Origin of the sequence: Streptomyces marianii (genome assembly GCF_005795905.1) — a bacterium.
Classification (GTDB): Bacteria; Actinomycetota; Actinomycetes; order Streptomycetales; family Streptomycetaceae; genus Streptomyces; species Streptomyces marianii.
Genome location: NZ_VAWE01000001.1, coordinates 4,219,076 through 4,243,271, shown reverse-complemented (window position 1 = coordinate 4,243,271; position 24,196 = coordinate 4,219,076). Strand labels below are relative to the sequence as shown.

At 68.0% G+C, this 24,196-nt stretch carries 21 protein-coding genes and 2 pseudogenes; 10 read left to right on the top strand and 13 right to left on the bottom strand.

Annotation, left to right across the window (positions count from 1 at the left end):
- The first annotated feature begins 236 nt into the window (after positions 1 to 236).
- Positions 237 to 1,091, top strand: a complete 855-nt coding sequence (locus FEF34_RS18980; RefSeq protein ID WP_138054227.1) for a GNAT family N-acetyltransferase — start codon at positions 237 to 239, stop codon at positions 1,089 to 1,091.
- 65 nt (positions 1,092 to 1,156) lie between these two features.
- Here FEF34_RS18980 and FEF34_RS42965 read toward each other — a convergent pair.
- Both FEF34_RS42965 and FEF34_RS18975 read right to left on the bottom strand, forming a co-directional pair.
- Positions 1,157 to 1,330: pseudogene (locus FEF34_RS42965) on the bottom strand (heme-binding protein); the annotation flags it as partial.
- 95 nt (positions 1,331 to 1,425) lie between these two features.
- Positions 1,426 to 1,808: pseudogene (locus tag FEF34_RS18975) on the bottom strand (MFS transporter); the annotation flags it as partial.
- A 152-nt stretch (positions 1,809 to 1,960) separates the two neighbouring features.
- On the opposite strand from FEF34_RS18975, the gene FEF34_RS18970 reads away from it, so the two are divergent.
- Together FEF34_RS18970 and FEF34_RS18965 are read left to right on the top strand one after the other, a co-directional pair.
- Complete coding sequence (locus FEF34_RS18970) at positions 1,961 to 2,452, top strand: MarR family winged helix-turn-helix transcriptional regulator (RefSeq protein WP_138054226.1); 492 nt, start codon at positions 1,961 to 1,963, stop codon at positions 2,450 to 2,452.
- Between the two features lie 44 nt (positions 2,453 to 2,496).
- Positions 2,497 to 2,949, top strand: coding sequence for a GNAT family N-acetyltransferase (locus FEF34_RS18965; protein WP_138054225.1), 453 nt, complete (start codon positions 2,497 to 2,499; stop codon positions 2,947 to 2,949).
- 260 nt (positions 2,950 to 3,209) lie between these two features.
- On the opposite strand, the gene FEF34_RS18960 is transcribed toward FEF34_RS18965, so the two are convergent.
- The 4 genes from FEF34_RS18960 to dnaB all read right to left on the bottom strand — a co-directional run bounded on the left by FEF34_RS18960 (position 3,210) and on the right by dnaB (position 7,946).
- Positions 3,210 to 4,592 carry a serine hydrolase domain-containing protein gene (locus tag FEF34_RS18960; RefSeq protein ID WP_138054224.1) on the bottom strand — a complete coding sequence of 461 codons (1,383 nt, stop codon included), beginning with the start codon at positions 4,590 to 4,592 and terminating at the stop codon, positions 3,210 to 3,212.
- Positions 4,593 to 5,034: 442 nt separating this feature from the next.
- A complete protein-coding gene (locus FEF34_RS42060) occupies positions 5,035 to 5,571 on the bottom strand; it encodes a hypothetical protein (protein ID WP_199800678.1) in 537 nt (178 codons plus the stop codon).
- Between the two features lie 48 nt (positions 5,572 to 5,619).
- On the bottom strand, positions 5,620 to 6,186 hold the full coding sequence (locus FEF34_RS42055) for a hypothetical protein (protein WP_199800677.1): 567 nt from the start codon (positions 6,184 to 6,186) through the stop codon (positions 5,620 to 5,622).
- Positions 6,187 to 6,458: 272 nt separating this feature from the next.
- Positions 6,459 to 7,946, bottom strand: coding sequence for a replicative DNA helicase (dnaB, locus tag FEF34_RS18940; protein ID WP_138054222.1), 1,488 nt, complete (start codon positions 7,944 to 7,946; stop codon positions 6,459 to 6,461).
- A gap of 423 nt (positions 7,947 to 8,369) precedes the next feature.
- On the opposite strand from dnaB, the gene FEF34_RS18935 reads away from it, so the two are divergent.
- Entirely contained in the window at positions 8,370 to 9,707 is a 1,338-nt protein-coding gene (locus tag FEF34_RS18935; RefSeq protein ID WP_138054221.1) for an MATE family efflux transporter, read from the top strand.
- 168 nt (positions 9,708 to 9,875) lie between these two features.
- Here the strand turns inward: FEF34_RS18935 and rplI are convergent, their stop codons facing one another.
- The 4 genes from rplI to rpsF all read right to left on the bottom strand — a co-directional run bounded on the left by rplI (position 9,876) and on the right by rpsF (position 11,595).
- A complete protein-coding gene (gene rplI, locus FEF34_RS18930) occupies positions 9,876 to 10,322 on the bottom strand; it encodes a 50S ribosomal protein L9 (protein ID WP_138054220.1) in 447 nt (148 codons plus the stop codon).
- An 18-nt stretch (positions 10,323 to 10,340) separates the two neighbouring features.
- Complete coding sequence (rpsR, locus tag FEF34_RS18925) at positions 10,341 to 10,577, bottom strand: 30S ribosomal protein S18 (RefSeq protein WP_003949403.1); 237 nt, start codon at positions 10,575 to 10,577, stop codon at positions 10,341 to 10,343.
- Between the two features lie 72 nt (positions 10,578 to 10,649).
- On the bottom strand, positions 10,650 to 11,231 hold the full coding sequence (locus tag FEF34_RS18920) for a single-stranded DNA-binding protein (protein ID WP_138054219.1): 582 nt from the start codon (positions 11,229 to 11,231) through the stop codon (positions 10,650 to 10,652).
- Positions 11,232 to 11,304: 73 nt separating this feature from the next.
- Positions 11,305 to 11,595, bottom strand: a complete 291-nt coding sequence (gene rpsF / locus FEF34_RS18915; RefSeq protein ID WP_100108075.1) for a 30S ribosomal protein S6 — start codon at positions 11,593 to 11,595, stop codon at positions 11,305 to 11,307.
- 296 nt (positions 11,596 to 11,891) lie between these two features.
- Between rpsF and FEF34_RS18910 the strand changes: the two genes are divergently transcribed.
- From FEF34_RS18910 to FEF34_RS18900, 3 genes are all read left to right on the top strand, one after another.
- On the top strand, positions 11,892 to 12,206 hold the full coding sequence (locus FEF34_RS18910; RefSeq protein WP_138054218.1) for a hypothetical protein: 315 nt from the start codon (positions 11,892 to 11,894) through the stop codon (positions 12,204 to 12,206).
- 105 nt (positions 12,207 to 12,311) lie between these two features.
- On the top strand, positions 12,312 to 13,430 hold the full coding sequence (locus FEF34_RS18905) for a lipid II:glycine glycyltransferase FemX (RefSeq protein WP_138054217.1): 1,119 nt from the start codon (positions 12,312 to 12,314) through the stop codon (positions 13,428 to 13,430).
- A 64-nt stretch (positions 13,431 to 13,494) separates the two neighbouring features.
- Complete coding sequence (locus tag FEF34_RS18900; protein ID WP_138054216.1) at positions 13,495 to 14,526, top strand: alanine racemase; 1,032 nt, start codon at positions 13,495 to 13,497, stop codon at positions 14,524 to 14,526.
- Positions 14,527 to 14,613: 87 nt separating this feature from the next.
- On the opposite strand, the gene FEF34_RS18895 is transcribed toward FEF34_RS18900, so the two are convergent.
- A complete protein-coding gene (locus tag FEF34_RS18895; protein WP_138054215.1) occupies positions 14,614 to 16,107 on the bottom strand; it encodes a glycosyltransferase family 87 protein in 1,494 nt (497 codons plus the stop codon).
- Between the two features lie 137 nt (positions 16,108 to 16,244).
- On the bottom strand, positions 16,245 to 18,971 hold the full coding sequence (locus FEF34_RS18890; RefSeq protein WP_138054214.1) for a transglycosylase domain-containing protein: 2,727 nt from the start codon (positions 18,969 to 18,971) through the stop codon (positions 16,245 to 16,247).
- A gap of 361 nt (positions 18,972 to 19,332) precedes the next feature.
- Here FEF34_RS18890 and FEF34_RS18885 point away from each other — a divergent pair, with 361 nt between their 5' ends.
- The 3 genes from FEF34_RS18885 to FEF34_RS18875 all read left to right on the top strand — a co-directional run bounded on the left by FEF34_RS18885 (position 19,333) and on the right by FEF34_RS18875 (position 22,553).
- A complete protein-coding gene (locus FEF34_RS18885; RefSeq protein ID WP_138054213.1) occupies positions 19,333 to 20,052 on the top strand; it encodes a PadR family transcriptional regulator in 720 nt (239 codons plus the stop codon).
- Between the two features lie 52 nt (positions 20,053 to 20,104).
- Positions 20,105 to 21,187 carry an inositol-3-phosphate synthase gene (locus tag FEF34_RS18880; protein WP_138054212.1) on the top strand — a complete coding sequence of 361 codons (1,083 nt, stop codon included), beginning with the start codon at positions 20,105 to 20,107 and terminating at the stop codon, positions 21,185 to 21,187.
- 97 nt (positions 21,188 to 21,284) lie between these two features.
- Positions 21,285 to 22,553 (top strand): MFS transporter, encoded by a 1,269-nt coding sequence (locus FEF34_RS18875; protein WP_138054211.1) that lies wholly within the window; start codon positions 21,285 to 21,287, stop codon positions 22,551 to 22,553.
- Positions 22,554 to 22,651: 98 nt separating this feature from the next.
- Here FEF34_RS18875 and FEF34_RS18870 read toward each other — a convergent pair whose 3' ends face one another.
- Positions 22,652 to 24,118 (bottom strand): CCA tRNA nucleotidyltransferase, encoded by a 1,467-nt coding sequence (locus tag FEF34_RS18870; protein WP_138054210.1) that lies wholly within the window; start codon positions 24,116 to 24,118, stop codon positions 22,652 to 22,654.
- Between the last annotated feature and the right edge of the window lie 78 nt (positions 24,119 to 24,196).

Here is a 24,196-nt window from a genome sequence, read left to right as displayed (position 1 = left end):
GGCACGGTGTTTCACGTGAAACGCTCAAACGCCCGACTCGGTGGGCCCTCCCCGACAACGACCGCGCCCACCGCCCTCTCGCTCCGCCCCGGTGTGGATGCCGCAGCCGACCCGGCCGCCACGGGGCTGCCGGTGGCCGATACCGCCGACCTGCTGGCCGCGTCTGTCGTCTCGCTGCCGGGCCACTTCCCCGAAAGCGGTGGACGGAAGATCACTGCGTCAGACAGCCTGACCTCATGCCAACTCCGCTCACCGAGTTCCCCGTCCGGCGTCTGACCACCGCGGACCTGCACCTCTGCGCGAATCTCTCGGAGGACCGGGGATGGCCGCGCGAGGAGCACAAATGGGGTCTCCTGCTCGCGGCGGGCACCGGGTACGGCATCGACGACACCGAAACCGGAGGGCTCGTGGCGGGGTGTGTGGTGACGTCGTACGGTCCGGCGCTCTCCGCCCTCGGCATGATGCTCGTGGCCGAACGGTACGCCCGGCAGGGTGTCGGGCGACGTCTGATGAGGCACGTACTCGCCGAGACTGGCGAGACCCCCCTGGCCCTGCATGCCACGCCGAACGGACAGCCGCTCTACGAAGAACTGGGCTTCACCCACGCCGGCCGCGCCGAGATGGTCCGTGGCCGCTTCCGTCTCTCCGGTCCGGCGCCCCGGGCCGTGACCCGGGCGGCCACGGCGGAGGATCTCCCCGCGATCCTCCGTCTGGACGCCGAGGTGTTCGGGGTGGACCGGACACATATGCTCGCCCGGCTGCCCGCCTTCGCCGACCAGTTGAGGGTTGCCGAAGCCGACGGTGTCCTCACGGGCTACGCGGCCGCATGGCCGAACATGGAGACCCAGGTCGTCGGCCCGCTGGTCGCACGGGACACGGACACCGCCAAGGCCCTGATCACCTCGCTGGCCGCGGAGACGGAGCGTCCGCTCCGCACGGACATCGATGTGCGACATGAGGAACTGCTCACCTGGGTGAAGGCGAGCGGCATCGAGCTGATCGCCTTCAATTCCGTGATGCTCCGCGGCGCTTCCGCTCTTCCGGGCGACTGGACTCGCCGATTCGCGCCACTGACCGTCGCGGCGGGTTGAGCCCGAGCGGGCCGGCCCGCGGTTCCGCCCCGGGCCGGTTCCGCCGAGGACGGGACCCAGCGGGCCAGAACCTCCTGCGCCGTGGTCGCGAAGCGGTCCTGCTCGGGGGCGCCTCCGCCGATGCCGATCGCACTGACGAGGAGACCGTCCCGGCGCGGCGGGACACCACTCGCGTTGAAGAAGAGCGGGCGGTCTGGGGCGGTCTGCAGGGTGTGGAAAGGGCCGCCGGGCCGGACCGCGGCCGCGAAGGCCACAGCGGGCGCAGCCGGAGGGCCGTGCAGGTCTTGCGGGTGCTGGGGGAATCGAAGAGGACTGCCGTGGTCGTCCCGCGAGGTCAGTGGCGGGCTGCGACGGACGGGACCGGCTCGGAGGCGGCCGCAGCCGCGGCCAGTCGGCTGTCCCGGTGGACGTCCCGGCGCTCGAGGGCACCGGAGAGCACCGCCGGCACCAGAGCCGATCCGGCGAGCAGCGCACCCACCCAGTTGGGGCGGTGAACCCGAGCCCGGCCGCGATGGCGATGCCACCGAGCCAGGCGGCAAGGGCGTTACCGAGGTTGAAGGCGCCGATGTTGACGGCCGACGCCAGTGTGGGTGCACCCGAAGCCTGGTCGAGAACCCGCTTCTGGAGCGGCGGCATGGTGGCGAAGCCCGGCCCGCCGACGAGAACGACGGTGACGGCCGCCGCGGTCTTGTTCTGGGGGGTCACCTTCTCAAGAGCTTGCGCATGCTCTTTACACGTGCCAACAATAATTGCAGATAGGGTTAATTGTAAACGCTGGATATTGCATTGATCGTCTACTCTTGGAGTCGCGTCACTCCGCAGGGGCCGAGGCCAGGCCCGCACGACGCTCCTGGACGGAGGAGAGATCGATGGCAGCGACGGACCCGGCACTCACCGCACTCGCTCAGAGCTGGTGCGCTCTCTCCCTGTTGCACGGCAGGATCGAGGGCCATGTCGAGCGGGCCCTCCAAACGCATCACGATCTGAGCGTGCGGGAGTACTCGCTGCTGGACGTACTCAGCCGCCAGCACGGCGGCCCGGGCGGACACCTCCAGATGAAGCAGGTCGCCGACGCCGTCGTCCTCAGCCAGAGCGCCACCACCCGCCTCGTCACCCGGCTCGAAGACCGTGGACTGCTGAACCGCTACCTGTGCGACACCGACCGGCGCGGCATCTACACCGATGTCACGGAAGCCGGCCTGGAACTCCTGACCGCAGCCCGGCCGACGAACGACCGCGCACTCCGCGAGGCCCTCGATGAGGCGGCCAAGGACCCCGAACTGGCTCCGCTGGTCCGGGCGGTCGAGGAGCTGAAGCTTCCCGCATCCACGGTCCCCGCACCGACCGCCGCCTCCGGGTGAGACCGCCAACCACTTCACCATGAGAGGCGCATAGGGTGCGGATCATGAGCGATCTGCAGATACGGCCCGCCTCCCCCTCCGACGTCCCCGCGATCGTGGCGATGCTCGCCGACGATCCGCTGGGCGCGCAGCGCGAGTCGCTCGACGACCCGGCCCCCTATCTGGCCGCGTTCGAACGACTCGCAGCAGACCCGAACCAGCACCTCGTGGTCGCCGAGCGCGATGGCCGGGCCGTCGGCACCCTGCAGCTCACCGTCATCCCCGGGCTGTCCCGCCGCGGAGCCACCCGCTCGATCATCGAAGCGGTACGGATCCACGCAGACGAACGGGGCAGCGGGCTCGGCACCCAGCTCATCGAGTGGGCGGTCGAGGAATCAGGCCGCCTCGGCTGCCGCCTCGTCCAGCTGACGTCCGACGCCTCCCGCACCGACGCCCATCGCTTCTACGAGCGCCTGGGCTTCGAGGCGTCGCATCTGGGCTTCAAGCGAGTGCTCTGACGCCTCCCCCGGCCCCTCGCGGCCCGCGCACGGGTCCCACATCGATCTTCCGTCCGGCGTCTGCCATCCGGCCCGGGCAGCAGGCCTCAACCGTGATCGAAGGAGGCCTCCCCACTGCCGGGGCCCGTCGGGTGCGAAGGCTCCGCGATTCCGCGCCGTCGAGCGAGCCGCCCGTCCGAGCAGCCGGTGACGGTTTCACGTGAAACCGCCACCGGGCGCCGACTCAGGACGGCGCCCGACCGAGGCGCGCGATCCGCTCGTCACAGCGGCAGGCCCCGCCAGCCCCCCTCGTCCACACCACCGGGCACCTCGGCAGCCGGATCGTACGGTTCCCGAGTGAAGACGAAGGAGCCCAGGTCGAGATGGACCAAATGCCCGTCCGACCCGCGCACCATACGCAGGGTTTCGCCCGCGAAGTAGCCGTCCAGCCCGCCCCATGTCCCGTCGGGACGAGCGCGGAACCGCGAGCCCCGCCCGTTGCCCGACAGCGGGTACAGCTCGACACCCCTGTCCGCGACGAGCTTCAGCCCGAAGGCGGCGGTGCCCCAGTACCAGGCGCCCGTCAGTTCCAGCAGCGCCTCGTCCACTTCCGGCATCGGACGCCAGAGCTCCGGCAAGCGAGGCTCGGCCTCCGCCACGATGTGGACGAGGTCCGCGGCAGCGGCGGCCGGCAGCGGCCCCGACGTCGCATTGGCAAGCACCACGGCAGCCACGCCTTCCTCCGCGTCCGTCCAGAGGCAGGCGACGAATCCCGGCAGCGACCCGGAGTGGCCGATGAGCGTACGTCCGTTCCTCCGGACGATCTGCAGACCGAGCCCATAGGCGCTGTCCCAGTCCCCGGGCTCGGAGGGGGCGGACGCGGTTCCCATCTCGCGCACGGAGTCCGCGCTCAGTACCCGTTCATCGCCTTCGACGAGAAAGCCGGCAAAGCGGCAGAGGTCGGCTGCGGTCGACCAGAGCTGACCGGCCGGGGCCATCAGGCCCAGGTCCTCGGCCGGTTCGGGCATCACCACGTCCGCCCACGGATGCACCGCCCAGCCGCTCGCATGAGGGGCCTGGGGGTCACAGCTCGTGCGGTGCATGCCCAGCGGCTCGAGGAGCTCGCTACGCAGCACCTCCTCCCACGGCTTGCGCCGCACCGCCTCGATGAGCAAACCCAACAGTGTGTAACCGGTGTTGGAGTAGTGATAGCGGCGCCCGGCGGGGTGCAGCACGGGCTGCTCACCGAGCACATCGGCCAGCTCCGGACGCAGCGCCCCAGGCGTGCGCTCCCACCATGGGGCGGGACTCTCGGCCGCAAGTCCCGCGCTGTGAGAGAGGAGCTGGGCGATGGTCGACTCGCCCACGCCTGTTCCCGACAGGTACTTGTCCAGCGGATCGTTCAGATCGAGCATCCCTTCGTCCCGCAGCCTCAGCACGAGCACGGCGGTGAAGGTCTTGGTGAGGGAACCGATGCGGTACTGGGTGTCCGCGTCCGGCATGTCTGCTTCGGCGCGGCCGCGGGCGCCACTCCAGACAAGACGCCCGTCCCTGGCCACCGCCCCGACGAGGGAGGGCGCGCGTCCCTCGGACTGGGCGACGGCAACACGGTGCAGCAGTGCGCGTTCCGTACTGCGCAGCAGCCCTTCGAAAGGTGAGGTCATGAACCAGATCTATCCGACCGCACGCCCGGAGTCGACCGCCCGACATGGCGAATGTGCCTGCAAGACCGCTGCGGGTTCCTCTTGATCATCAGCACTGGGTCCTGCGGAGAAGCCAGAGTCAGGGCTTCGTGAGCAGCGGCCGTGTCGGCTGGCTGAGGGAAACCGTCGAAGGCGCCTTCGCCGAACGTCTCGATCATGCGCTTGTCGTCGCTCGGCACCGTGGTGCCCCGGCGCGACTCCACTTCCGCCCAGTCCACGTCCGGTCGCTGGGCGGGCTCAGCGCATCTGTCCGACGACGAACTTTTGGCCTGCGGAGTCGCCATGTGCGCTGAGAACGCTGATGGTTCGGGTTTTCACCCGGGCATGGCATGCGTGGAAATCGCGCTTCTGTCGGCACAGTGGCCGCTCAGCGGACCGGTGTCGTCTGGGCCAGGGCGATGCTTCAGTCGTCGCCCTGGCGGGTCAAGAGGTAGGTCATGGCACCGACCATCGGCAGCTCGGACGAGCCCTCAGCCTCGGACCGTTCGTCGTGGACGGTCTTGGTGAGGCTGACGATAGCGACGTCTGAGGGCTGTCCCGTAATCGCCGGTGGATCAGCGCGCGGCGTCAGATGCGGTGCATCGCGCGGGTCGAGGATCAGGTGCGTCAGCACCACGATCTCGGGGAACGCTGCGAGGTGACTGCGGTCCTCAGCTGAGATCTTCTTACTGACGGCGAGGGCCTCGACTTGGTCAAGACGATCGGTCCGCTCCTTCCCGGGGTCGATCGGCATTCCGGAAGCGGACCAGTCTTCGACGATTTTCCGTGCCATGTCGAGGGCTCGTCCGGTCTGCGGGTGACGGCGGGCGAGCTGGTCGAGTCGACGCTGGGCCTCGATGACTTCTGGTGGGGCGCCGAGCGGGATGTCGTGAGTGGAGCGGGTCCAGAGCTGATGCCGCGGGCAGAGGTGGACGTGGGCGGGCGAGAGGGTGATGACCACGGAAGCGGTGGGGCTGCGGCGGGCTGTGGCAGCGGCAGGGGCGGCTGATCAGCCGTTCCGTTCGCTGCCCGGGACCCCGCGGGCTGAGGAAGTCGGCGAGTGCGGGCGGGCCGAGGCGAGCTGGGGCGTTGGGCGCCCGGAGAGTATGGCCAGACGGCCGGGTGAGTGGGGATTCCAGCCGGCCGTGGTGTTGCTGAGCGGGGAGAACTCCGGCGGCAGCGGGCCCAGGAGGCGGGCGAGGAAGCCCGCGGGACGGTTGTTGGCGACGGCCAGGCGGTGGAGATAGGAACCGAGGGTCTCGTTGTGGACGGGCCCGAGAGCGATGCAGCCGGCGGAGCCGGTCAGGCTGTGTCGGCCTCCGGCGGCGGGGCCGCCGGTTGCGGCGGTGTTCCTGACGGGCGTCCTCGGCGGTCTGAACGACCTCGATGGTCTCCAGAGCCCTGCGGCCCAGTACCAGCCCGTGAAATGCCGCTGCCCGCGGTACGACGTGAACCGCCGCACCGGGAGCACCGACTCGAACCGAACCCGGGACACCGCCTCCAGCACGGACTTCCGCAGCCGGCCGCCCTCACCGTCAGCCCACTCGACATCGACCAGACCCAGATCCATCGCCACCCCCGGCTCCGCGTACCTGCCGAAACGACCGTGACAGGTACAGCGAGAACCGGACCAGAAAAGTGAGGTCAAACCCCATGTACGGGGCAAACCTCATCGCTCAGCGCGCGACGCAATGAGAATCCGCCAGCACGAACGAGAAGCGGTGAGAATCCGACAGGCTGAGTGCGACAGGACAAATGCGCTGTCTCATGGGGATGTCAGAAATGACATCCGGATGACATCGCGGCTGAGAAAATGACACGGGATCTGAGAGCCTACAAACTGCGGGCTCAGGTCTGGGCCATGTCCACGAAACGCGAGTAGTGGCCCTGGAAAGCGACCGTGATGGTCGCCGTCGGACCGTTTCGGTGCTTGGCCACGATCAGGTCCGCCTCGCCCGCGCGCGGCGACTCCTTCTCGTACGCGTCCTCGCGGTGGAGCAGGATGACCATGTCCGCGTCCTGCTCGATGGAGCCGGACTCACGCAGGTCCGAGACCATCGGCTTCTTGTCCGTACGCTGCTCGGGACCACGGTTGAGCTGCGAGAGCGCGATCACCGGGATCTCCAGCTCCTTGGCCAGCAGCTTGAGGTTTCGGGACATGTCCGAGACCTCTTGCTGACGGCTCTCGGCCCGCTTGGAGCCACCGGACTGCATCAACTGCAGATAGTCGATGATGACGAGCTTCAGATCATTGCGCTGCTTGAGACGCCGGCACTTCGCGCGGATCTCCATCATCGACAGATTCGGGGAGTCGTCGATGTAGAGCGGCGCCTGGGAGACATCGGGCATACGACGGGCGAGCCGGGTCCAGTCCTCGTCCGTCATCGTGCCGGAGCGCATGTGGTGCAGGGCGACGCGGGCCTCGGCGGACAACAGACGCATCGCGATCTCGTTCCGGCCCATCTCCAGGGAGAAGATCACGCTGGGCAGATTGTTCTTGATCGACGCCGCTCGTGCGAAGTCCAGCGCGAGCGTCGACTTGCCCATCGCGGGACGGGCGGCGATGACGATCATCTGCCCGGGGTGCAGACCGTTGGTGAGTGAGTCGAAGTCGGTGAACCCGGTCGGGACGCCCGTCATCTCGCCGCTGCGGGAGCCGATCGCCTCGATCTCGTCGAGCGCACCCTCCATGATCTCGCCGAGCGGAAGGTAGTCCTCGCTGGTGCGCTGCTCGGTGACCGCGTAGATCTCCGCCTGCGCCGAGTTCACGATCTCGTCGACGTCGCCGTCCGCCGCGTATCCCATCTGGGTGATGCGCGTGCCCGCCTCGACCAGGCGCCGCAGCACGGCACGCTCGTGCACGATCTCCGCGTAGTACGAGGCGTTCGCGGCCGTCGGGACCGACTGGACGAGCGTGTGCAGATAGGAGGCCCCGCCGACACGAGTGATCTCTCCGCGCTTGGTCAGCTCGGCCGCGACGGTGATGGGGTCGGCAGGCTCACCCTTGGCGTAGAGATCGAGGATCGCCTGGTAGACGGTCTCGTGCGCGGGCCGGTAGAAGTCATGGCCCTTGATGATCTCGACGACGTCCGCGATGGCGTCCTTGGACAGCAGCATGCCGCCGAGGACGGACTGCTCGGCATCGAGATCCTGCGGAGGGACCCGCTCGAAGCCCGGTGAGCCGTCGTCCCAGGCGACGCTCTCCCTGCCGCGCTCGTGCTGCTCCTCACGGGCGCCGCGTCCCCGGCCATCTCCTCGACGGGGGCGGGAGACGGGCAGACGGTCACCCGGACCGATGTCGGTCCAGGGCTCGTCAAGGGGCTCGGGAACGCTCACCGGCCGCCTCCTCCCGTCCGCTCCGCGGACCTCTGCGTGGCACTCTTTTTAGGACACGGCACTGACAACACGAGAGGCCCGATTCCGCTGGGCGGCACATCGGGCGCCGGTCCACGTTAGGGCCGTCGGCACCGTCAGCCAATCTGGTTATCCACAGCCCATGTGGACGACGGAGCAGATGCTGTGGAGAACCCTGCGGAACCTGTGCACGGAGCGGGGGACAGCACTGTGGACAAAGTCATAGCACCCACTCCACGCCGCCGCTGACCTGTGCTTTTTCCATCCACTGGCTGTGGGGGAGAAAAACTTCCCCAGCCGGATCAAGATCAGAACAAACGGCGCACAGCAGAAGCCCCGTCCCACCATTTGGTAAGGATCACAAACTCATTGCATCTCTTACCTGTGGAAGATTAGATTGCCCCCATGACACAGGCTCCTCCGGCGACCAGATCCAGCCGCCGCCGACACGATCGCGAGATCGTCGCGCTCGCAGTCCCCGCCTTCGGAGCGCTCGTCGCAGAGCCCTTGTTCGTGATGGTCGACAGCGCGATCGTGGGCCACCTCGGCACGCCACAGCTCGCCGGACTGGGGATCGCAGCCGCACTGCTGATGACCGCGGTCAGCGTCTTCGCCTTTCTCGCCTATGCCACCACCGCCGCAGTCGCGCGCCGAGTGGGCGCGGGGGACCTGAGCGCCGCGATCCGACAGGGCATGGACGGCATCTGGCTTGCGCTGCTGCTCGGTGTCGCGGTCGTCGCGGTCGTTCTGCCCTCGGCTCCATGGCTGGTCGACGTCTTCGGAGCCTCCGACACGGCCGCTCCGTTCGCCATCACCTATCTGCGCATCTCAAGCTTCGGTATCCCGGCCATGCTCGTGGTCATGGCCGCCACCGGCGTACTGCGCGGCCTGCAGGACACCCGCACTCCTCTCTATGTGGCGCTCGGCGGTTTCGCCGCCAACGCGGCCCTCAACCTCGGCCTCGTCTACGGCGTCGGGCTCGGCATCGCCGGCTCGGCCTGGGGCACGGTCATCGCCCAGTGCTCAATGGCCGCCGCCTATCTCGTGGTGGTCGTCCGCGGGGCACGTCACCACGGTGCCTCCCTGCGGCCGGACACCGAGGGCATACGGGCGAGCGCCCAGGCGGGTGTGCCGCTGCTAATCCGCACACTCTCCCTACGAGCCGTGCTGCTGATCGCCACCGCCGTCGCTGCTCGGCTGAGCGACACCAGCATCGCCGCGCACCAGATCATCCTTTCCCTCTGGAGCCTGACGGCCTTCGCCCTGGACGCGATCGCCATAGCCGGCCAGGCCATCATCGGCCGCTATCTGGGCGCCGGCGACCCCGCAGGGGCACGAGCCGCGTGCCGGCGCATGGTGGAGTGGGGAATCGCCTCGGGCGTGGTACTCGGGCTTCTGATCGTGCTGGCACGTCCGCTCTTCATCCCCCTCTTCACCAGCGACCCCGCGGTCAAGGACACTCTGCTGCCGGCTCTGCTCGTGGTGGCCGTCTCCCAGCCCATCGCAGGCGTGGTGTTCGTTCTCGACGGTGTGCTGATGGGCGCTGGTGACGGTCCCTATCTGGCCGGGGCCATGCTGATCACCCTCGCGGTTTTCGCACCGATCGCCCTCCTGGTGCCGGCGCTCGGCGGCGGGCTCACCGCGCTCTGGTGGGCCATGGTCCTGATGATGACGGTCCGCATGGCGACTCTGTGGCTGCGGACCCGTTCCGGCCGCTGGATCGTGACGGGCGCGACGCGCTGACAAACGGCGTTTCACGTGAAACGCCGTTTCGCCGCACCCTTCGGGCGCACGCACAGGACAAGGTAGCCCGCCAACTGCACATCACGGCAGCGGGGCCGCGCACCGGAACCAAGAGAGGGCCGCACCCGGATGGGTGCGGCCCTCTCATACTGCTCTGCGGGCAGTCGCTCAGGCGGCGACGACCTCGACGCCGAGCTTCGCGGCGACCTCGGGGTGCAGACGCACGGACACCTGGTGCGAGCCCAGGGTCTTGATCGGCGAACCGAGCTCGACACGACGCTTGTCGACCTCCGGACCACCGGCGGACTTGATCGCCGAAGCGATGTCGGCCGGGGTGACGGAACCGAACAGGCGGCCGGCGTCGCCGGAGCGAACGGCCAGACGCACCTTCACGCCCTCGAGACGGGCCTTGATCTCGTTGGCCTGCTCGATGGTCGCGATCTCGTGGATCTTGCGGGCACGGCGGATCTGCTCGACGTCCTTCTCGCCACCCTTGGTCCAGCGGATCGCGAAACCGCGCGGGACCAGGTAGTTGCGAGCGTAGCCGTCCTTGACGTCGACGACGTCGCCGGCAGCTCCGAGACCGGACACCTCGTGGGTAAGGATGATCTTCATGTTTCGGTCACCCTTCCCTTAGCGCGCGGTGGACGTGTAGGGCAGCAGCGCCATCTCACGGCTGTTCTTGACGGCCGTGGCGACGTCACGCTGGTGCTGCGTGCAGTTGCCGGTCACGCGGCGGGCACGGATCTTGCCGCGGTCGGAAATGAACTTCCGCAGCATGTTCGTGTCCTTGTAGTCCACGTACGTGACCTTGTCCTTGCAGAAAGCGCAGACCTTCTTCTTCGGCTTGCGCACAGGCGGCTTCGCCATGGTGTTTCTCCTGTGTGATCAAGAAGTGGGAGTACGAGCTCTCCCCGGAACCGCCCCTTGAGGGACCGACTCCTAGAAGGGAGGCTCGTCCGAGTAGCCGCCGCCGGAGCCTCCGCCCCAGCCGCCACCGCCGCCGCCCTGCTGCTGCTGACCGCCGGCCGGCGCGCTGCTGGCCCAGGGGTCGTCGGCGGGAGCACCGCCGCCGCCCTGCTGCTGGCCACCGCCGGGGCCGCCGCCCCAGCCGCCGCCCTGCTGCTGGCCACCGCCGTAGCCGCCCTGGCCACCGCGGCCGGTGGTCTTGGTGACCTTGGCCGTGGCGTTCTTGAGACTGGGGCCGACTTCCTCGACGTCCAGCTCGAAGACCGTGCGCTTGACTCCCTCACGGTCCTCGTAGGACCGCTGCTTCAGCCGGCCCTGCACGACGACGCGCATGCCTCGCTGGAGCGACTCGGCGACGTTCTCCGCCGCCTGACGCCAGACCGAGCAGGTGAGGAAGAGGCTCTCGCCGTCCTTCCACTCGTTGGTCTGGCGGTCGAAGGTGCGGGGAGTGGACGCGACACGGAACTTCGCGACCGCCGCACCGGACGGGGTGAAGCGCAGCTCGGGGTCGTCGACGAGATTGCCGACGACCGTGATGACGGTCTCGCCTGCCATGGGTGAACCTCTCGGCGGGATTGCTTCTGGCTGCTTGCTGCTACTCGAACCCGATGACCTCTGAGCTAGGTGCTCAGTGGGTCTCGGGACGGAGGACCTTGGTCCGGAGGACCGACTCGTTCAGGTTCATCTGGCGGTCGAGCTCCTTGACGACCGCAGGCTCGGCCTGCAGGTCGATGACCGAGTAGATGCCCTCGGGCTTCTTCTTGATCTCGTAAGCGAGACGACGACGGCCCCAGGTGTCGACCTTCTCGACCTTTCCGCTGCCCTCACGGACGACGGAGAGGAAGTTCTCGATCAGCGGGGAGACAGCGCGCTCCTCGAGATCGGGGTCGAGGATGACCATCACCTCGTAGTGACGCATGTGGAACCCACCTCCTTTGGACTCAGCGGCCACGGTCGTTCCGTGGCAGGAGGGTCGTGATGCGTTGAGCATCGATGCCTACGCAGTAAATCAGGCGGCTCTGACAACGGCCCCGCCTTCGGTACGGGAGGGCGAGGTATCGAGTGCCGACCTGGGCAGACACCGGTGCGGACGCTACACAGTACCCGCACACCCGCTTCCGGTTGAAATCCGGCGTCCACCCACCGCACCCTGTACGCATCGGGTGTGGGCGGCGTCACAGTACGCCGCCCTCCGGGAATGCCAGGAGGTGCTTCATGGCACAGTCGCAACCGAATCCCACCGGATCTCTCCTCGCCACGGACGGAAAGCCCCATCCACTCCAGGACACCCTGATGGTCGTGACCCTGGTCCTGGGTGCGGTGGCCTTCGTGACGGCACAGTTCCACAACCTCCACCTGCTCAGTTCCTGGTCCGGCCTCATCGGGATCCTCACGGGCGCGTACGGCCAGTTCATCTCGGCCACCACCCGGGAACGCTTCCTTCTGATCATCGGGCTGGGGGCCTCGGCCGTCGGCTTCTTCCTCGGTATGGCTCAGGGTGGGCTCTTCGGCGGCCTGATCGGCTACTAGCCCTCGGCCCGCGGCCACGCGGGGCGCTTCCCGGGCCCAGTAGGCTTCGGCGCGAGAGCCGGAGCCCCTGACCCATGGGGACACACCAGCCGAGGAGCGCCCCGCATGAGCCTGTCCCTGAGGACCATCAGCCGAGAGCAGCATCTGGCGTACGTCCAGAGCCTGCCTTCGGCGAGTCACTGCCAGGTCCCTGCGTGGGCGGACGTCAAGACCGAGTGGCGCTCCGAGAGCCTCGGATGGTTCGACAAGGGCGGACAGCTCGTCGGCGTCGGCCTCGTGCTGTACCGCCAGCTCCCCAAGATCAAGCGCTACCTGGCCTATCTGCCAGAGGGCCCGGTGATCAACTGGTATGCCCCCAATCTGGACGACTGGCTCCAGCCGATGCTGGCGCACCTCAAGAACCAGGGCGCCTTCTCGGTGAAGATGGGTCCGCCGGTCGTGATCCGCCGCTGGGACGCCCCGGCGATCAAGGCGGGTATCCAGGACCCTGACGTGAAGCGTCTGCGCGACGTGGAGGCGACCCACATCGAGCCCCGGGCCTTCGAGGTCGCGGACCGGCTCCGCAAGATGGGCTGGCAGCAGGGCGAGGACGGCGGCGCGGGCTTCGGCGACGTGCAGCCGCGGTACGTCTACCAGGTCCCGCTGGCCAACCGTTCCCTCGACGACGTGCTCAAGGGCTTCAACCAGCTGTGGCGCCGGAACATCAAGAAGGCCGAGAAGGCCGGCGTCGAGGTCGTCCAGGGCGGCTACGAGGACCTGGCGGAGTGGCAGCGGCTCTACGAGATCACGGCCGAGCGGGACCGCTTCCGCCCTCGCCCGCTCTCGTACTTCCAGCGCATGTGGACGGTCCTGAACTCCGAGGACCCCAACCGCATGCGGCTGTACTTCGCACGGCACAACGGGGTGAACCTGTCGGCGGCGACGATGCTCGTCGTCGGCGGCCACGTCTGGTACTCGTACGGCGCCTCCGACAACATCGGCCGCGAGGTCCGGCCCTCGAACGCGATGCAGTGGCGGATGCTGCGGGACGCCTACGCCATGGGCGCCACCGTCTACGACCTGCGCGGCATCAGCGACTCGCTCGACGAGTCGGACCACCTCTTCGGCCTGATCCAGTTCAAGGTCGGCACCGGCGGCGAGGCCGTCGAGTACATCGGCGAGTGGGACTTCCCGCTCAACAAGCTCCTGCACAAGGCCCTCGACATCTATATGTCGCGCCGCTGATCGTTCCGTAACCTCGCTCATACCTCTCCCACACCGCTGCACCAGAAAGGCTTCGGACCCGGCCATGGCGCTCTCCCTCTACGTCGACACCGCGCGCTGGCGGGCGCACCAGAAGTCCGTGATCGACCAGTTCCCGGGACTCGTTCCGGTCTGCAAGGGCAACGGCTACGGGTTCGGCCACGAGCGTCTCGCCGAGGAAGTGACCCGCTTCGGGGCCGACATGCTCGCCGTGGGCACCACCTACGAGGCGGCCCGGATCAAGGACTGGTTCGGCGGCGACCTCCTCGTGCTCACGCCCTTCCGCCGCGGTGAGGAACCGGTGCCGCTGCCCGACCGGGTCATCCGCTCGGTCTCGTCGGTCGACGGGGTACACGCCCTGGTCGGCGCGCGGGTCGTCATCGAGTGCATGAGCTCGATGAAGCGGCACGGCGTCTCCGAAAGCGACCTGCACCAGCTGCACTCCGCCATCGAGGACGTGCGGCTGGAGGGCTTCGCCCTCCATCTGCCCCTGGACCGCACGGACGGCTCCGACGCGGTGGAGGAGGTCATCGCCTGGATGGACCGGCTGCGAAGCGCGCGGCTGCCGTTGCACACCATGTTCGTGAGCCATCTGCGGGCCGACGAACTCGCCCGGCTTCAGCAGCAGTTCCCGCAGACCCGCTTCCGTGCGCGGATCGGCACCCGACTGTGGCTCGGCGACCACGAGGCCACCGAGTACCGGGGGGCCGTCCTCGACGTGACCCGCGTCGCCAAGGGCGACCGCTTCGGGTACCGCCAGCAGAAGGCCGCCTCGGAGGGCTGGCTGGTGGTCGTCGCCGGCGGCACGTCACACGGAGTGGGCCTGGAGGCTCCCAAGGCCCTCCACGGCGTCATGCCGCGGGCCAAGGGCGTCGCCCGCGCCGGTCTGGCCACCGTCAACCGCAATCTGTCGCCGTTCGTCTGGGCGGGCAAGCAGCGCTGGTTCGCTGAGCCCCCGCACATGCAGGTCTCGATCCTCTTCGTCCCGGCCGACTCGACGGAGCCGAAGGTCGGGGACGAGCTGGTCGCACACCTCCGCCATACGACCACCCAGTTCGACCGTCTGGTCGACCGCTAGTGCCGCGTCAGGCAACGTTCGCCCCGTCGCGGCGGGCGGCTTCCGAGGGCCGGCCCTCAAAGGCCCGCGAGCGGGCTTAGGTTCCTCTCAGCGGGCCGCCGGGCCGGTCCTGCCCCATTCCACCCGCGGGCCCTCCACGGCGTGCGCCGCATGCCGCGGCGGACGGGCTGCCTGGCCGAGTACGAAGACGTCCGTCGCCCTGTCCAGGACACCGCCGGACGGGTCGTCCGAACCATCCTGCCGCACCACGTCACGCTCGGGCATGAGGACGTCCCGCACGACCACGGCACACAGATAGAGCGTTCCCAGCAGGTGCAGGGCGATCGCCAGCTGGTAGCCCTCCGGCGGCAGGCCCTGGTGCTTGTCCCCGCTCGTCGTGTACGCGAGGTACATCCAGATGCCCAGGAAGTACATGACCTCGCAGGCCTGCCAGATCAGGAAGTCCCGCCAGCGCGGCCTGGCCAGCGCGGCGAGGGGGATCAGCCACAGCACGTACTGCGGTGAGTAGACCTTGTTGGTCAGGATGAACGCCGCCACGACCAGGAAGGCGAGCTGTGCGAACCGGGGTCTGCGCGGAGCCGTGAGGGCCAGCCCGGCGATACCGGCGCACGCCAGCAGCATGAGCGCCGTGGCGTAGGTGTTGACCGTGTCGACCTCGATCGACTCGCCCGTGCGCTGGGTGATGATCAGCCAGAAGGACCCGAAGTCGACCTGGCGCTCCTGGCTGAACGTGTAGAACTTCTTCCACCCCTCGGGCGCCGCCAGCATCACCGGCAGATTCACCGCCAGCCAGGCCCCCGCCGCGCCGAGGAGGGCCGTCCCGTACTCCCGGTACCGGCCGGCCCGCCAGCACAGCACCAGCAGGGGGCCGAGGAGGAGCACCGGGTACAGCTTGGCCGCCGTGGCGAGCCCGATGAGGATGCCGAAGGCCAGAGCCCGTCCGCGCGACCACATGAGCATCGCCGCCGCGGTGAGGGCGACCGCCAGCAGGTCCCAGTTGATGGTGGCGGTGAGGGCGAACGCGGGTGCGAGGGCCACCAGCAGCCCGTCCCACGGCCTGCGGCGATGGGTCCGCGCGACGCACACGGCGATGATCGCGGCGCAGATCATCAGCATGCCCGCGTTGACCATCCAGTAGATCTGCTCGCGGTGCTGGATGGAGCCGCCGGACGGGGTGAGCCAGGCGGCGACCTGCATGAACAAGCCGGTCAGCACGGGGTACTCGAGGTACTCCATGCCGCCTTCCAGCCGGTCGAAGTACGGCACCAGGCCGTCGGAGAAGCCGCGTCCGAGGAACAGATGCGGAATGTCGGAGTAGCAGGCGTGCGTGTACTGCGAGCTGGTGCCCCGGAACCACGCCCAGTCGTAGCAGGGGATCTTCTGCACCATGCCGAGCGCGAACATCCCGATCGCGACCAGGGCGACGACCCTCACGGGCGTGAGCCGGCTGCCGCCGACCCGCGCCCAGCGGCCGAGAGGACCCCCGATCAGCTCACTGCCGGCGGCCGCGATCTCGTCCCTCCGCGTGGGACTGACCGGCGCCTCGTCGTGCTGCGGCATCGTCTTCTCCGGGCTCGCCATGGAGCACATCCTGCCGTACGGGGCCGCCACCGCGTACGACCTGTGGACAACGGCCTGTGGACAACGAAAGAGGGCCGTGGCACCCGGAGGAGGACTCCGGGTGCCACGGCCCTCTCGGCGTGTTCACCAGCGCGGCGTCAGCCCTCCGGTCCTCCCAGCCAGCCGCCGTCGCTCCCGTTTCCTTGCGTGCCGTTGCCGTTGCCGCCGTCCGACGGTGACGGGCTGGTGCTCACACCACCGTCCGTCACGCCGCCGTCCGTGGTGCCCGTGTCGGTCCCGCCGTTGCTCGGATCTCCGTCCTGCCCGGCGGTCGGGTCGCAGGTCCAGTCGAACCGGTCACAGGACTTCGAGGGCTTCGGGGACTTGGACGGGGTCTCGGAGGGCGTCTCCGACGGCGTCTCGGAGGGCGTCTCCGACGGGATCTCGGACGGGGTCGGCTCGGGGCTGGTGAGACCGCCGCCGTAGACGGCGTCGCCGTCGAGGGACTCGGGCTCGGAGAAGCGCTCGACCTCGGTGCCCTTGAGCGCGTCCTCCATGTAGTCGTGCCAGATCTCGGACGGGAACGACGAACCGTGGATCTTCTGCTGACCGCCCGTTCCGAACATCTCCAGGAACTTGCGGTTCTTGTTCTCCGCGTTGTCGTCCATCCGGTACATGTCGATGGCGGTGGCCAGCTGCGGCGTGTAGCCCACGAACCACGCCGACTTGTTGCCGTCGGTGGTGCCGGTCTTGCCGGCCACGTCACGACCGGGGAGACGGGCGTTGCGGCCCGTGCCCTCGGGGTCCTCGACGACGTCCCGCAGCACGTCGGTGACGTTGCTGGCGACGGCCGATGAGAACTTCCGCTCCGACTTGTCCTCGTGCTTGAAGATCACCTCGCCGCTGTGCTTCACCTCCTTCACCGAGTACGGCTCGCGCTGCTCGCCGTTGGCGGCGAAGGTGGCGTACGCACCCGCCATGCGGATCGCGCTGGGGTCGGAGATACCGATCGAGAAGGAGGGGACGTCGGACTCGACCAGCGAGTCCTCGCGCAGTCCGGCGTCCATCGCCGCCTCGCGCACCTTGTCGATACCGACGTCCATGCCCAGCTGGACGAAGGGCGAGTTGGCAGAGTGGATCATCGCTTCGCGGAGGCTGATGTCCTTGTAGGACTCGTCACCGTCGTTGCGCTGCAGCCACTCCTCGCCCTTCTCGTTCTGCCAGACGCTGCCGTCGTACTGCTTGATCTTGAGCTTGTTGACGCCGTTGTACCGGCTCTTGTCCGGGTCGAGGATCCTGCGCTCGTCCGGGCCCTGGACGGGTCCGGAGTTGGGGTCGCGCACGCCGTCCCGCATGGCCGCGGCGAGTACGAACGGCTTGAAGGTCGAGCCGACCTGGGCACCGGTCTTGTCCGCGTTGTTGGTGAAGTGCTTCGTCGCGTCCTCACCGCCGTAGATGGCGACGATCGCCCCGGTCTTGGGGTTCACGGAGGCGCCGCCGAACTGGACGTGGGTGTCCGTCTCCGGGCGCTTCTTCGCGTCGATGTTCCTCTTGCGGACGTCCTCGACGGCCTTGGTCAGCTTGTCGACCTTCTTCTTGTCGAAGGTCGTGTGGATCTCGTAGCCGCCCTTGGCGAGTTCTTCGGCGGTGATGCCCTGGTCGTTGTTGTTGATGAAGTAGGCCTTCGCGAGGTCGACCAGGTAACCGGTCTGACCGCCGAGCTGCGCGTTCTTCTTCGGCTTGTCGGGCTTCGGGAACTCCTTGACGGCCTCCGTGTACTCCGCGTCCGTCAGGTGCCCGTCCTTGCGCATCTCGCCGAGGATCCACATCCAGCGCTTGGTGGCGCGCTCGGTGTTGGCCTTCGGCGTGGCCTTGGGGTCGATCTCCGTCGCGCCGGCGGGGTCGTAGTACGTCGCGCCCTTGAGGAGCGAGGCGAGGAAGGCGCACTGGCTCGCGGTGAGGTCCTTCGCGTTCTTGCCGTAGTAGGTGCGGGCGGCAGCCTGGATCCCGTAGGCGCCGCGGCCGTAGTACGACGTGTTGAGGTAGCCCTCCATGATCTTGGGCTTCTCGACCTCGGTTCCGACCTTCATGGAGATGAAGAGCTCCTTGACCTTGCGGCTCAAGGTCTGGGACTGGTCGCCGAGCATGGCGTTCTTCACGTACTGCTGGGTGATGGTCGAGCCACCCTGGGTCTGGCCGCCCTTCGCCATGTTGACCACGGCACGGGCGATACCCATCGGATCGATGCCCTTGTCGGTCTCGAACGTCTTGTTCTCGGCCGAGATCACCGCGTTCTGCATGTGGGAGGGGATGTTGTCGATCAAGATGATCTGACGGTTGACCTCGCCACCGGTCGCGGCCATCTGCGACTTGTCGGCCCAGTAGTAGACGTTGTTCTGCGCCTTGGCGGCCTTGTCCTGCTCGGGAATCCCCACCACCGCGTACGCGATGGTGCCGGCGGTCATCAGACTGCCGAGGAACGCGAGGCAGAGGCCGGCCACGAGCTTCCACGACGGCACCCAGCGGCGCCAGCCGTACTTGTCGTGGCGCGGATAGTCGATCAGCCGCTTCTTCCCGGGCCCACCGCCCCGACCGCGCCCCGGTCCTCCCGGACCGCCGCCACCGCGGCGGCCACCACCGTGACCGCCGATCCCGGCGCCGCCGGCCTCCGAGGCCCTTCTGCGGCCGCCCCCACCGCGCTGGGCGGCGCGCCGGGCGGCAGCCCGGCCTCCGTACGGTTGCTCTTCTCCGTGCGGCGCGGAGGGAGAACTGGTGCTTGCGCCCCGGGCCGCACGGCGGCCAGTCGGAGGCTGCTGGGCGGCGCGCCGGGCCGCGGTACGTCCGCCACCCTCGGACTGCGGCGGTTTGCGACGGTGCTCGCTCATCGAACGACTACTCCTCGAGCAGGCGCGAACGCCTGGAAGCGGCAGTTGAGATCCGGTCCCCCCGACATCAGTACGGACCAGCCCGGCGGAGGGCTCATCCGCAATGCATCCAGAACGAGGACGCCTCCTGGTGTCACACGGTTCCCGGTGGTCTGCATGGCGCACAGACTACGCACGAACAAAAACCTCTTGGGCTGAAAATTCATCCCAAATAAGGCAACTCACTTGCTGCGAATCGGTGATGTGATGCCGGTCACAAGGGCCCCTCTTGTCGCAACAGGAGCGTCGCTCTATCGTCTGGATGTATCGATTCGATACATCAGCACGGCATAACCATCCGGGAAGGCAGAGGAGGCGACCGATGAGCCGACGTTCCGGCATCCTCGAGTTCGCCGTTCTCGGCCTGCTCCGTGAGGCCCCCATGCACGGGTACGAGCTGCGTAAGCGGCTCAACACCTCGCTGGGGATCTTCCGGGCCTTCAGTTACGGGACCCTCTACCCCTGCCTCAAGACGCTGGTCGCCAACGGCTGGTTGATCGAGGAGCCGGGCAGCGCACCCGAGGACGCCCTCGCCGCCTCGCTCGCGGGGCGCCGGGCCAAGATCGTCTACAGGCTGACGGCCGAAGGCAAGGAGCACTTCGAAGAGCTCCTGTCCCACACCGGCCCCGACACCTGGGAGGACGAGCACTTCGCGGCCCGCTTCGCGTTCTTCGGCCAGACGGAGCGCGAGGTGCGGATGCGAGTGCTGGAAGGCCGGCGCAGTCGGCTGGAGGAGCGTCTGGAGAAGATGCGCGCCTCCCTCGCCCGTACACGAGAGCGCCTGGACGACTACACGCTGGAGCTTCAACGGCACGGCATGGAGTCCGTCGAGCGCGAGGTGCGCTGGCTGAACGAACTCATCGAGAGCGAGCGGGCGGGGCGGGACCAGCGACGGTCCACGGCCACCGGGGAAGCCGCTCGGCAGGACAACACTTCTGGAGAGTCGGGCGGCCTGCCCCGGCACGGGGACGAAGCCTCCCCCGAGGGTGTCGCACCGCGGCGCCCCACCCCGCCGGATCCGTCCGAAGACACCACCAACTGAGACCCCGCGCCTGAGCAGGGTCTCGCACGAGAACACACAGGGAGCAGCCGGAATGGGTTCGGTTCGCGTAGCCATCGTCGGCGTGGGCAACTGCGCCGCCTCGCTGGTGCAGGGCGTCGAGTACTACAAGGACGCCGACCCGGGCAGCAAGGTGCCGGGTCTGATGCACGTCCAGTTCGGCGACTACCACGTCCGTGACGTCGAGTTCGTCGCCGCCTTCGACGTCGACGCGAAGAAGGTCGGCCTCGACCTCGCGGACGCCATCGGTGCCAGCGAGAACAACACCATCAAGATCTGCGACGTGCCGTCCACCGGCGTGACCGTCCAGCGCGGTCACACCCTCGACGGTCTCGGCAAGTACTACCGCGAGACCATCGAGGAGTCCGCCGAGGCTCCGGTCGACGTCGTCCAGGTCCTCAAGGACAAGCAGGTCGACGTTCTCGTCTGCTACCTCCCGGTGGGCTCCGAGGACGCCGCCAAGTTCTACGCCCAGTGCGCCATCGACGCCAAGGTCGCCTTCGTCAACGCCCTCCCGGTGTTCATCGCGGGCACCAAGGAGTGGGCGGACAAGTTCACCGCCGCCGGTGTGCCGATCGTCGGTGACGACATCAAGTCGCAGGTCGGCGCCACGATCACGCACCGTGTGATGGCGAAGCTCTTCGAGGACCGCGGCGTCATCCTGGACCGCACGATGCAGCTGAACGTCGGCGGAAACATGGACTTCAAGAACATGCTCGAGCGCGAGCGGCTGGAGTCCAAGAAGATCTCCAAGACCCAGGCCGTCACCTCGCAGATCCCCGACCGGGAGCTCGGCGAGAAGAACGTCCACATCGGCCCGTCCGACTACGTCGCATGGCTGGACGACCGCAAGTGGGCCTACGTCCGCCTGGAGGGCCGCGCCTTCGGCGACGTCCCGCTGAACCTGGAGTACAAGCTCGAGGTCTGGGACTCCCCGAACTCCGCCGGCGTCATCATCGACGCGCTGCGCGCCGCGAAGATCGCCAAGGACCGCGGCATCGGCGGCCCGATCCTCTCCGCGTCCTCGTACTTCATGAAGTCCCCGCCGGTCCAGTACTTCGACGACGTGGCCCGCGAGAACGTCGAGAAGTTCATCAAGGGCGAGGTCGAGCGCTAGTTCGACACCGGACCGCGTACTCCGCCGTCCTCCCGCCCTGTCGAGAGTCCCCGTGGCATCTGCCCGGGGGCTCTCTTCGTGTGTGACGCTTGCCCACATGCCTGTCGTACGTGATCTGCGCGTACTCCTGCGCCTGACGAACTTCCGCCGTCTGCTCACCGTACGGCTGCTGTCGCAGTCGGCCGACGGTGTGTACCAGGTCGCGCTCGCCACGTACGTGGTCTTCTCGCCGGAGAAAGAGGCCTCCCCAGGAGCGATCGCCGCTGCCATGGCGGTACTGCTCCTGCCCTACTCCCTCATCGGTCCGTTCGCAGGCGTCCTTCTGGACCGATGGCCGCGCCGACAGGTCTTCCTCCACGGGAATCTCCTGCGAGCCGTCCTCGCCTGCTGCACGGCCATGCTGATGCTCGCCCCGGTCCCGGAATGGCTCTTCTACGCTTCCGCGCTCTGCGTCACGGCAGTCAACCGCTTCGTCCTGGCGGGACTCTCCGCGGCGCTTCCGCGCGTCGTCGACGAGGAACGGCTCGTCATGGCCAACTCCCTCTCGCCGACGGCCGGCACGCTCGCAGCCACGGCCGGCGGCGGCCTCGCATTCGCCGTACGCATCGCCGGCTCCGACTCGGACGCGATCGTCGTACTCCTCGGGGCGACGCTCTATCTCTGCGCGGCTCTCGCTTCCCTTCGCATGGGTCGCGAACTCCTCGGCCCCGACCCGGAATTGCTGCAGCCACGACTCAGTGCGGCCCTGGCTTCGACGGTCCGCGGCCTCGCCAGCGGACTACGCCATCTGGCCGAGCGACGCACCGCCGCCCGCGCCCTCGCCGCCATGACCATGTTGCGCTTCTGCTACGGCGCACTGACCGTGATGGTCCTCATGCTCTGCAGGTACACCTGGTCCTCGACGGAGTCGCAGGGTCTGAAGCTCCTCGGCCTGGCCGTGGCACTCTCCGGCGCCGGATTCTTCGCCGCAGCCGTCATCACTCCCTGGGGGGTCGACCGACTCGGCCACTACGGATGGATCGCGACCCTCGCAGCCGCGGCCGCCGTTCTGGAACCCGCCCTGGGGCTGACCTTCGCTCCCGCGCCGATCCTCACCGCAGCGTTCGCCCTGGGGCTGGTCACCCAGGGCTCCAAGATCACTACGGACACGGTCGTGCAGACCTCTGTCGACGATGAGTACCGAGGCCGTGTCTTCTCCCTCTACGACATGCTCTTCAACGTCGCCTTCGTCGGCGCTGCCGGAGTGACGGCACTGATGCTGCCCCCGGACGGGCGATCCGTCCCGCTGGTCACCCTGCTTGCCGCGCTCTACGGTCTGAGTGCCGCAACACTTCTGCACTGGCGCCGAACCGGAGCGAGCCAGTGAAACCCTTGAAGAGGTACGGGCGATGTTTCACGTGAAACATCGCCCGGGGACCCTCGGCGCGAGGGCGTGTTTCACGTGAAACATGCCCTCGCTTGCGGTCAGCCTTGAGTCGCCCACCACTCCTTGAGCGCCGCCACCGCGTCGTCGTGGACCATCGGTCCGTTCTCGAGTCGCAGCTCGAGCAGGAACGCATAGGCCTTCCCGATGACAGGTCCAGGGCCGACCCCCAGGATCTCCATGATCTGGTTGCCGTCCAGGTCCGGACGGATCGCGTCCAGCTCTTCCTGCTCCTGCAGCTGGGCGATGCGCTCCTCCAGTCCGTCGTAGGTGCGCGAAAGGGCGCTCGCCTTCCTCTTGTTACGCGTAGTGCAGTCGGAGCGGGTCAGCTTGTGCAGGCGCTCGAGCAGCGGCCCGGCGTCGCGCACATAACGCCGCACGGCCGAGTCGGTCCACTCGCCGGTGCCGTACCCGTGGAAACGCAGATGCAGCTCCACAAGGCGGGCGATGTCCTTGACCATGTCGTTGGAGTACTTCAGTGCCGTGAGTCGCTTCTTCGTCATCTTGGCACCCACCACCTCGTGGTGGTGGAAGGAGACGCGCCCGTCCGGCTCGAAGCGCCGGGTCCTCGGCTTGCCGATGTCGTGGAGGAGAGCGGCGAGACGCAGCACGAGATCCGGCCCGTCCTCCTCCAGGGCGATGGCCTGCTCCAGCACGATCAGTGAGTGCTCGTACACGTCCTTGTGTCGGTGGTGCTCGTCACGCTCCAGCCGCAGGGCCGGCAGTTCCGGCATGAAGCATTCGGCGAGCCCCGTGTCCACGAGCAGCGCGAGGCCCTTGCGGGGGTTCGGAGCGAGGATCAGCTTGTTGAACTCATCACGGACCCGCTCGGCCGAAACGATGTCGATACGGTCGGACATCTCGCGCATCGCGGCGATGACCTCGGGCGCGACCTCGAAGTCGAGCTGGGCGGCGAAACGTGCCGCACGCAGCATGCGCAGCGGATCGTCAGAGAAAGAGTCCTCCGGGGTCCCCGGAGTACGCAGCACCTGTGAGGCAAGGTCCTGCAACCCTCCGTGAGGGTCGATGAACTCCTTCTCCGGAAGAGCGACGGCCATGGCGTTCACGGTGAAGTCGCGACGGACCAGGTCTTCCTCGATGGAGTCGCCATAGGAGACCTCCGGCTTCCGTGAGGTCCGGTCGTATGCCTCGGAGCGGTAGGTCGTGATCTCGATCTGAAAGCGCTGAACTCCGTCACCGACGTGACCGTCCTTCTGGCAGCCGACCGTGCCGAAGGCGATCCCCACTTCCCACACGGAGTCCGCCCAGGGACGGACGATCTTCAGAACGTCCTCAGGAAGGGCATCTGTGGTGAAGTCGAGATCGTTGCCGAGTCGGCCGAGCAAAGCGTCCCGTACGGAGCCACCGACCAGCGCCAGACGGAATCCGGCATCCTGGAATCGACGGGCGAGATCATCGGCGACCGGGGACACGCGCAGCAGCTCGCTCACGGCGCGGCGCTGCACCTGGCTCAGTTCGGTGAGGTTGTCTTCGTTGGCGTTCGGCACAACAGAAAAGGGTACGTGCACCTACGGCCCCGCGGCGTCCCTGTTTCCGCCCGCCGGCTCCGCCCTTCCGATCATGTG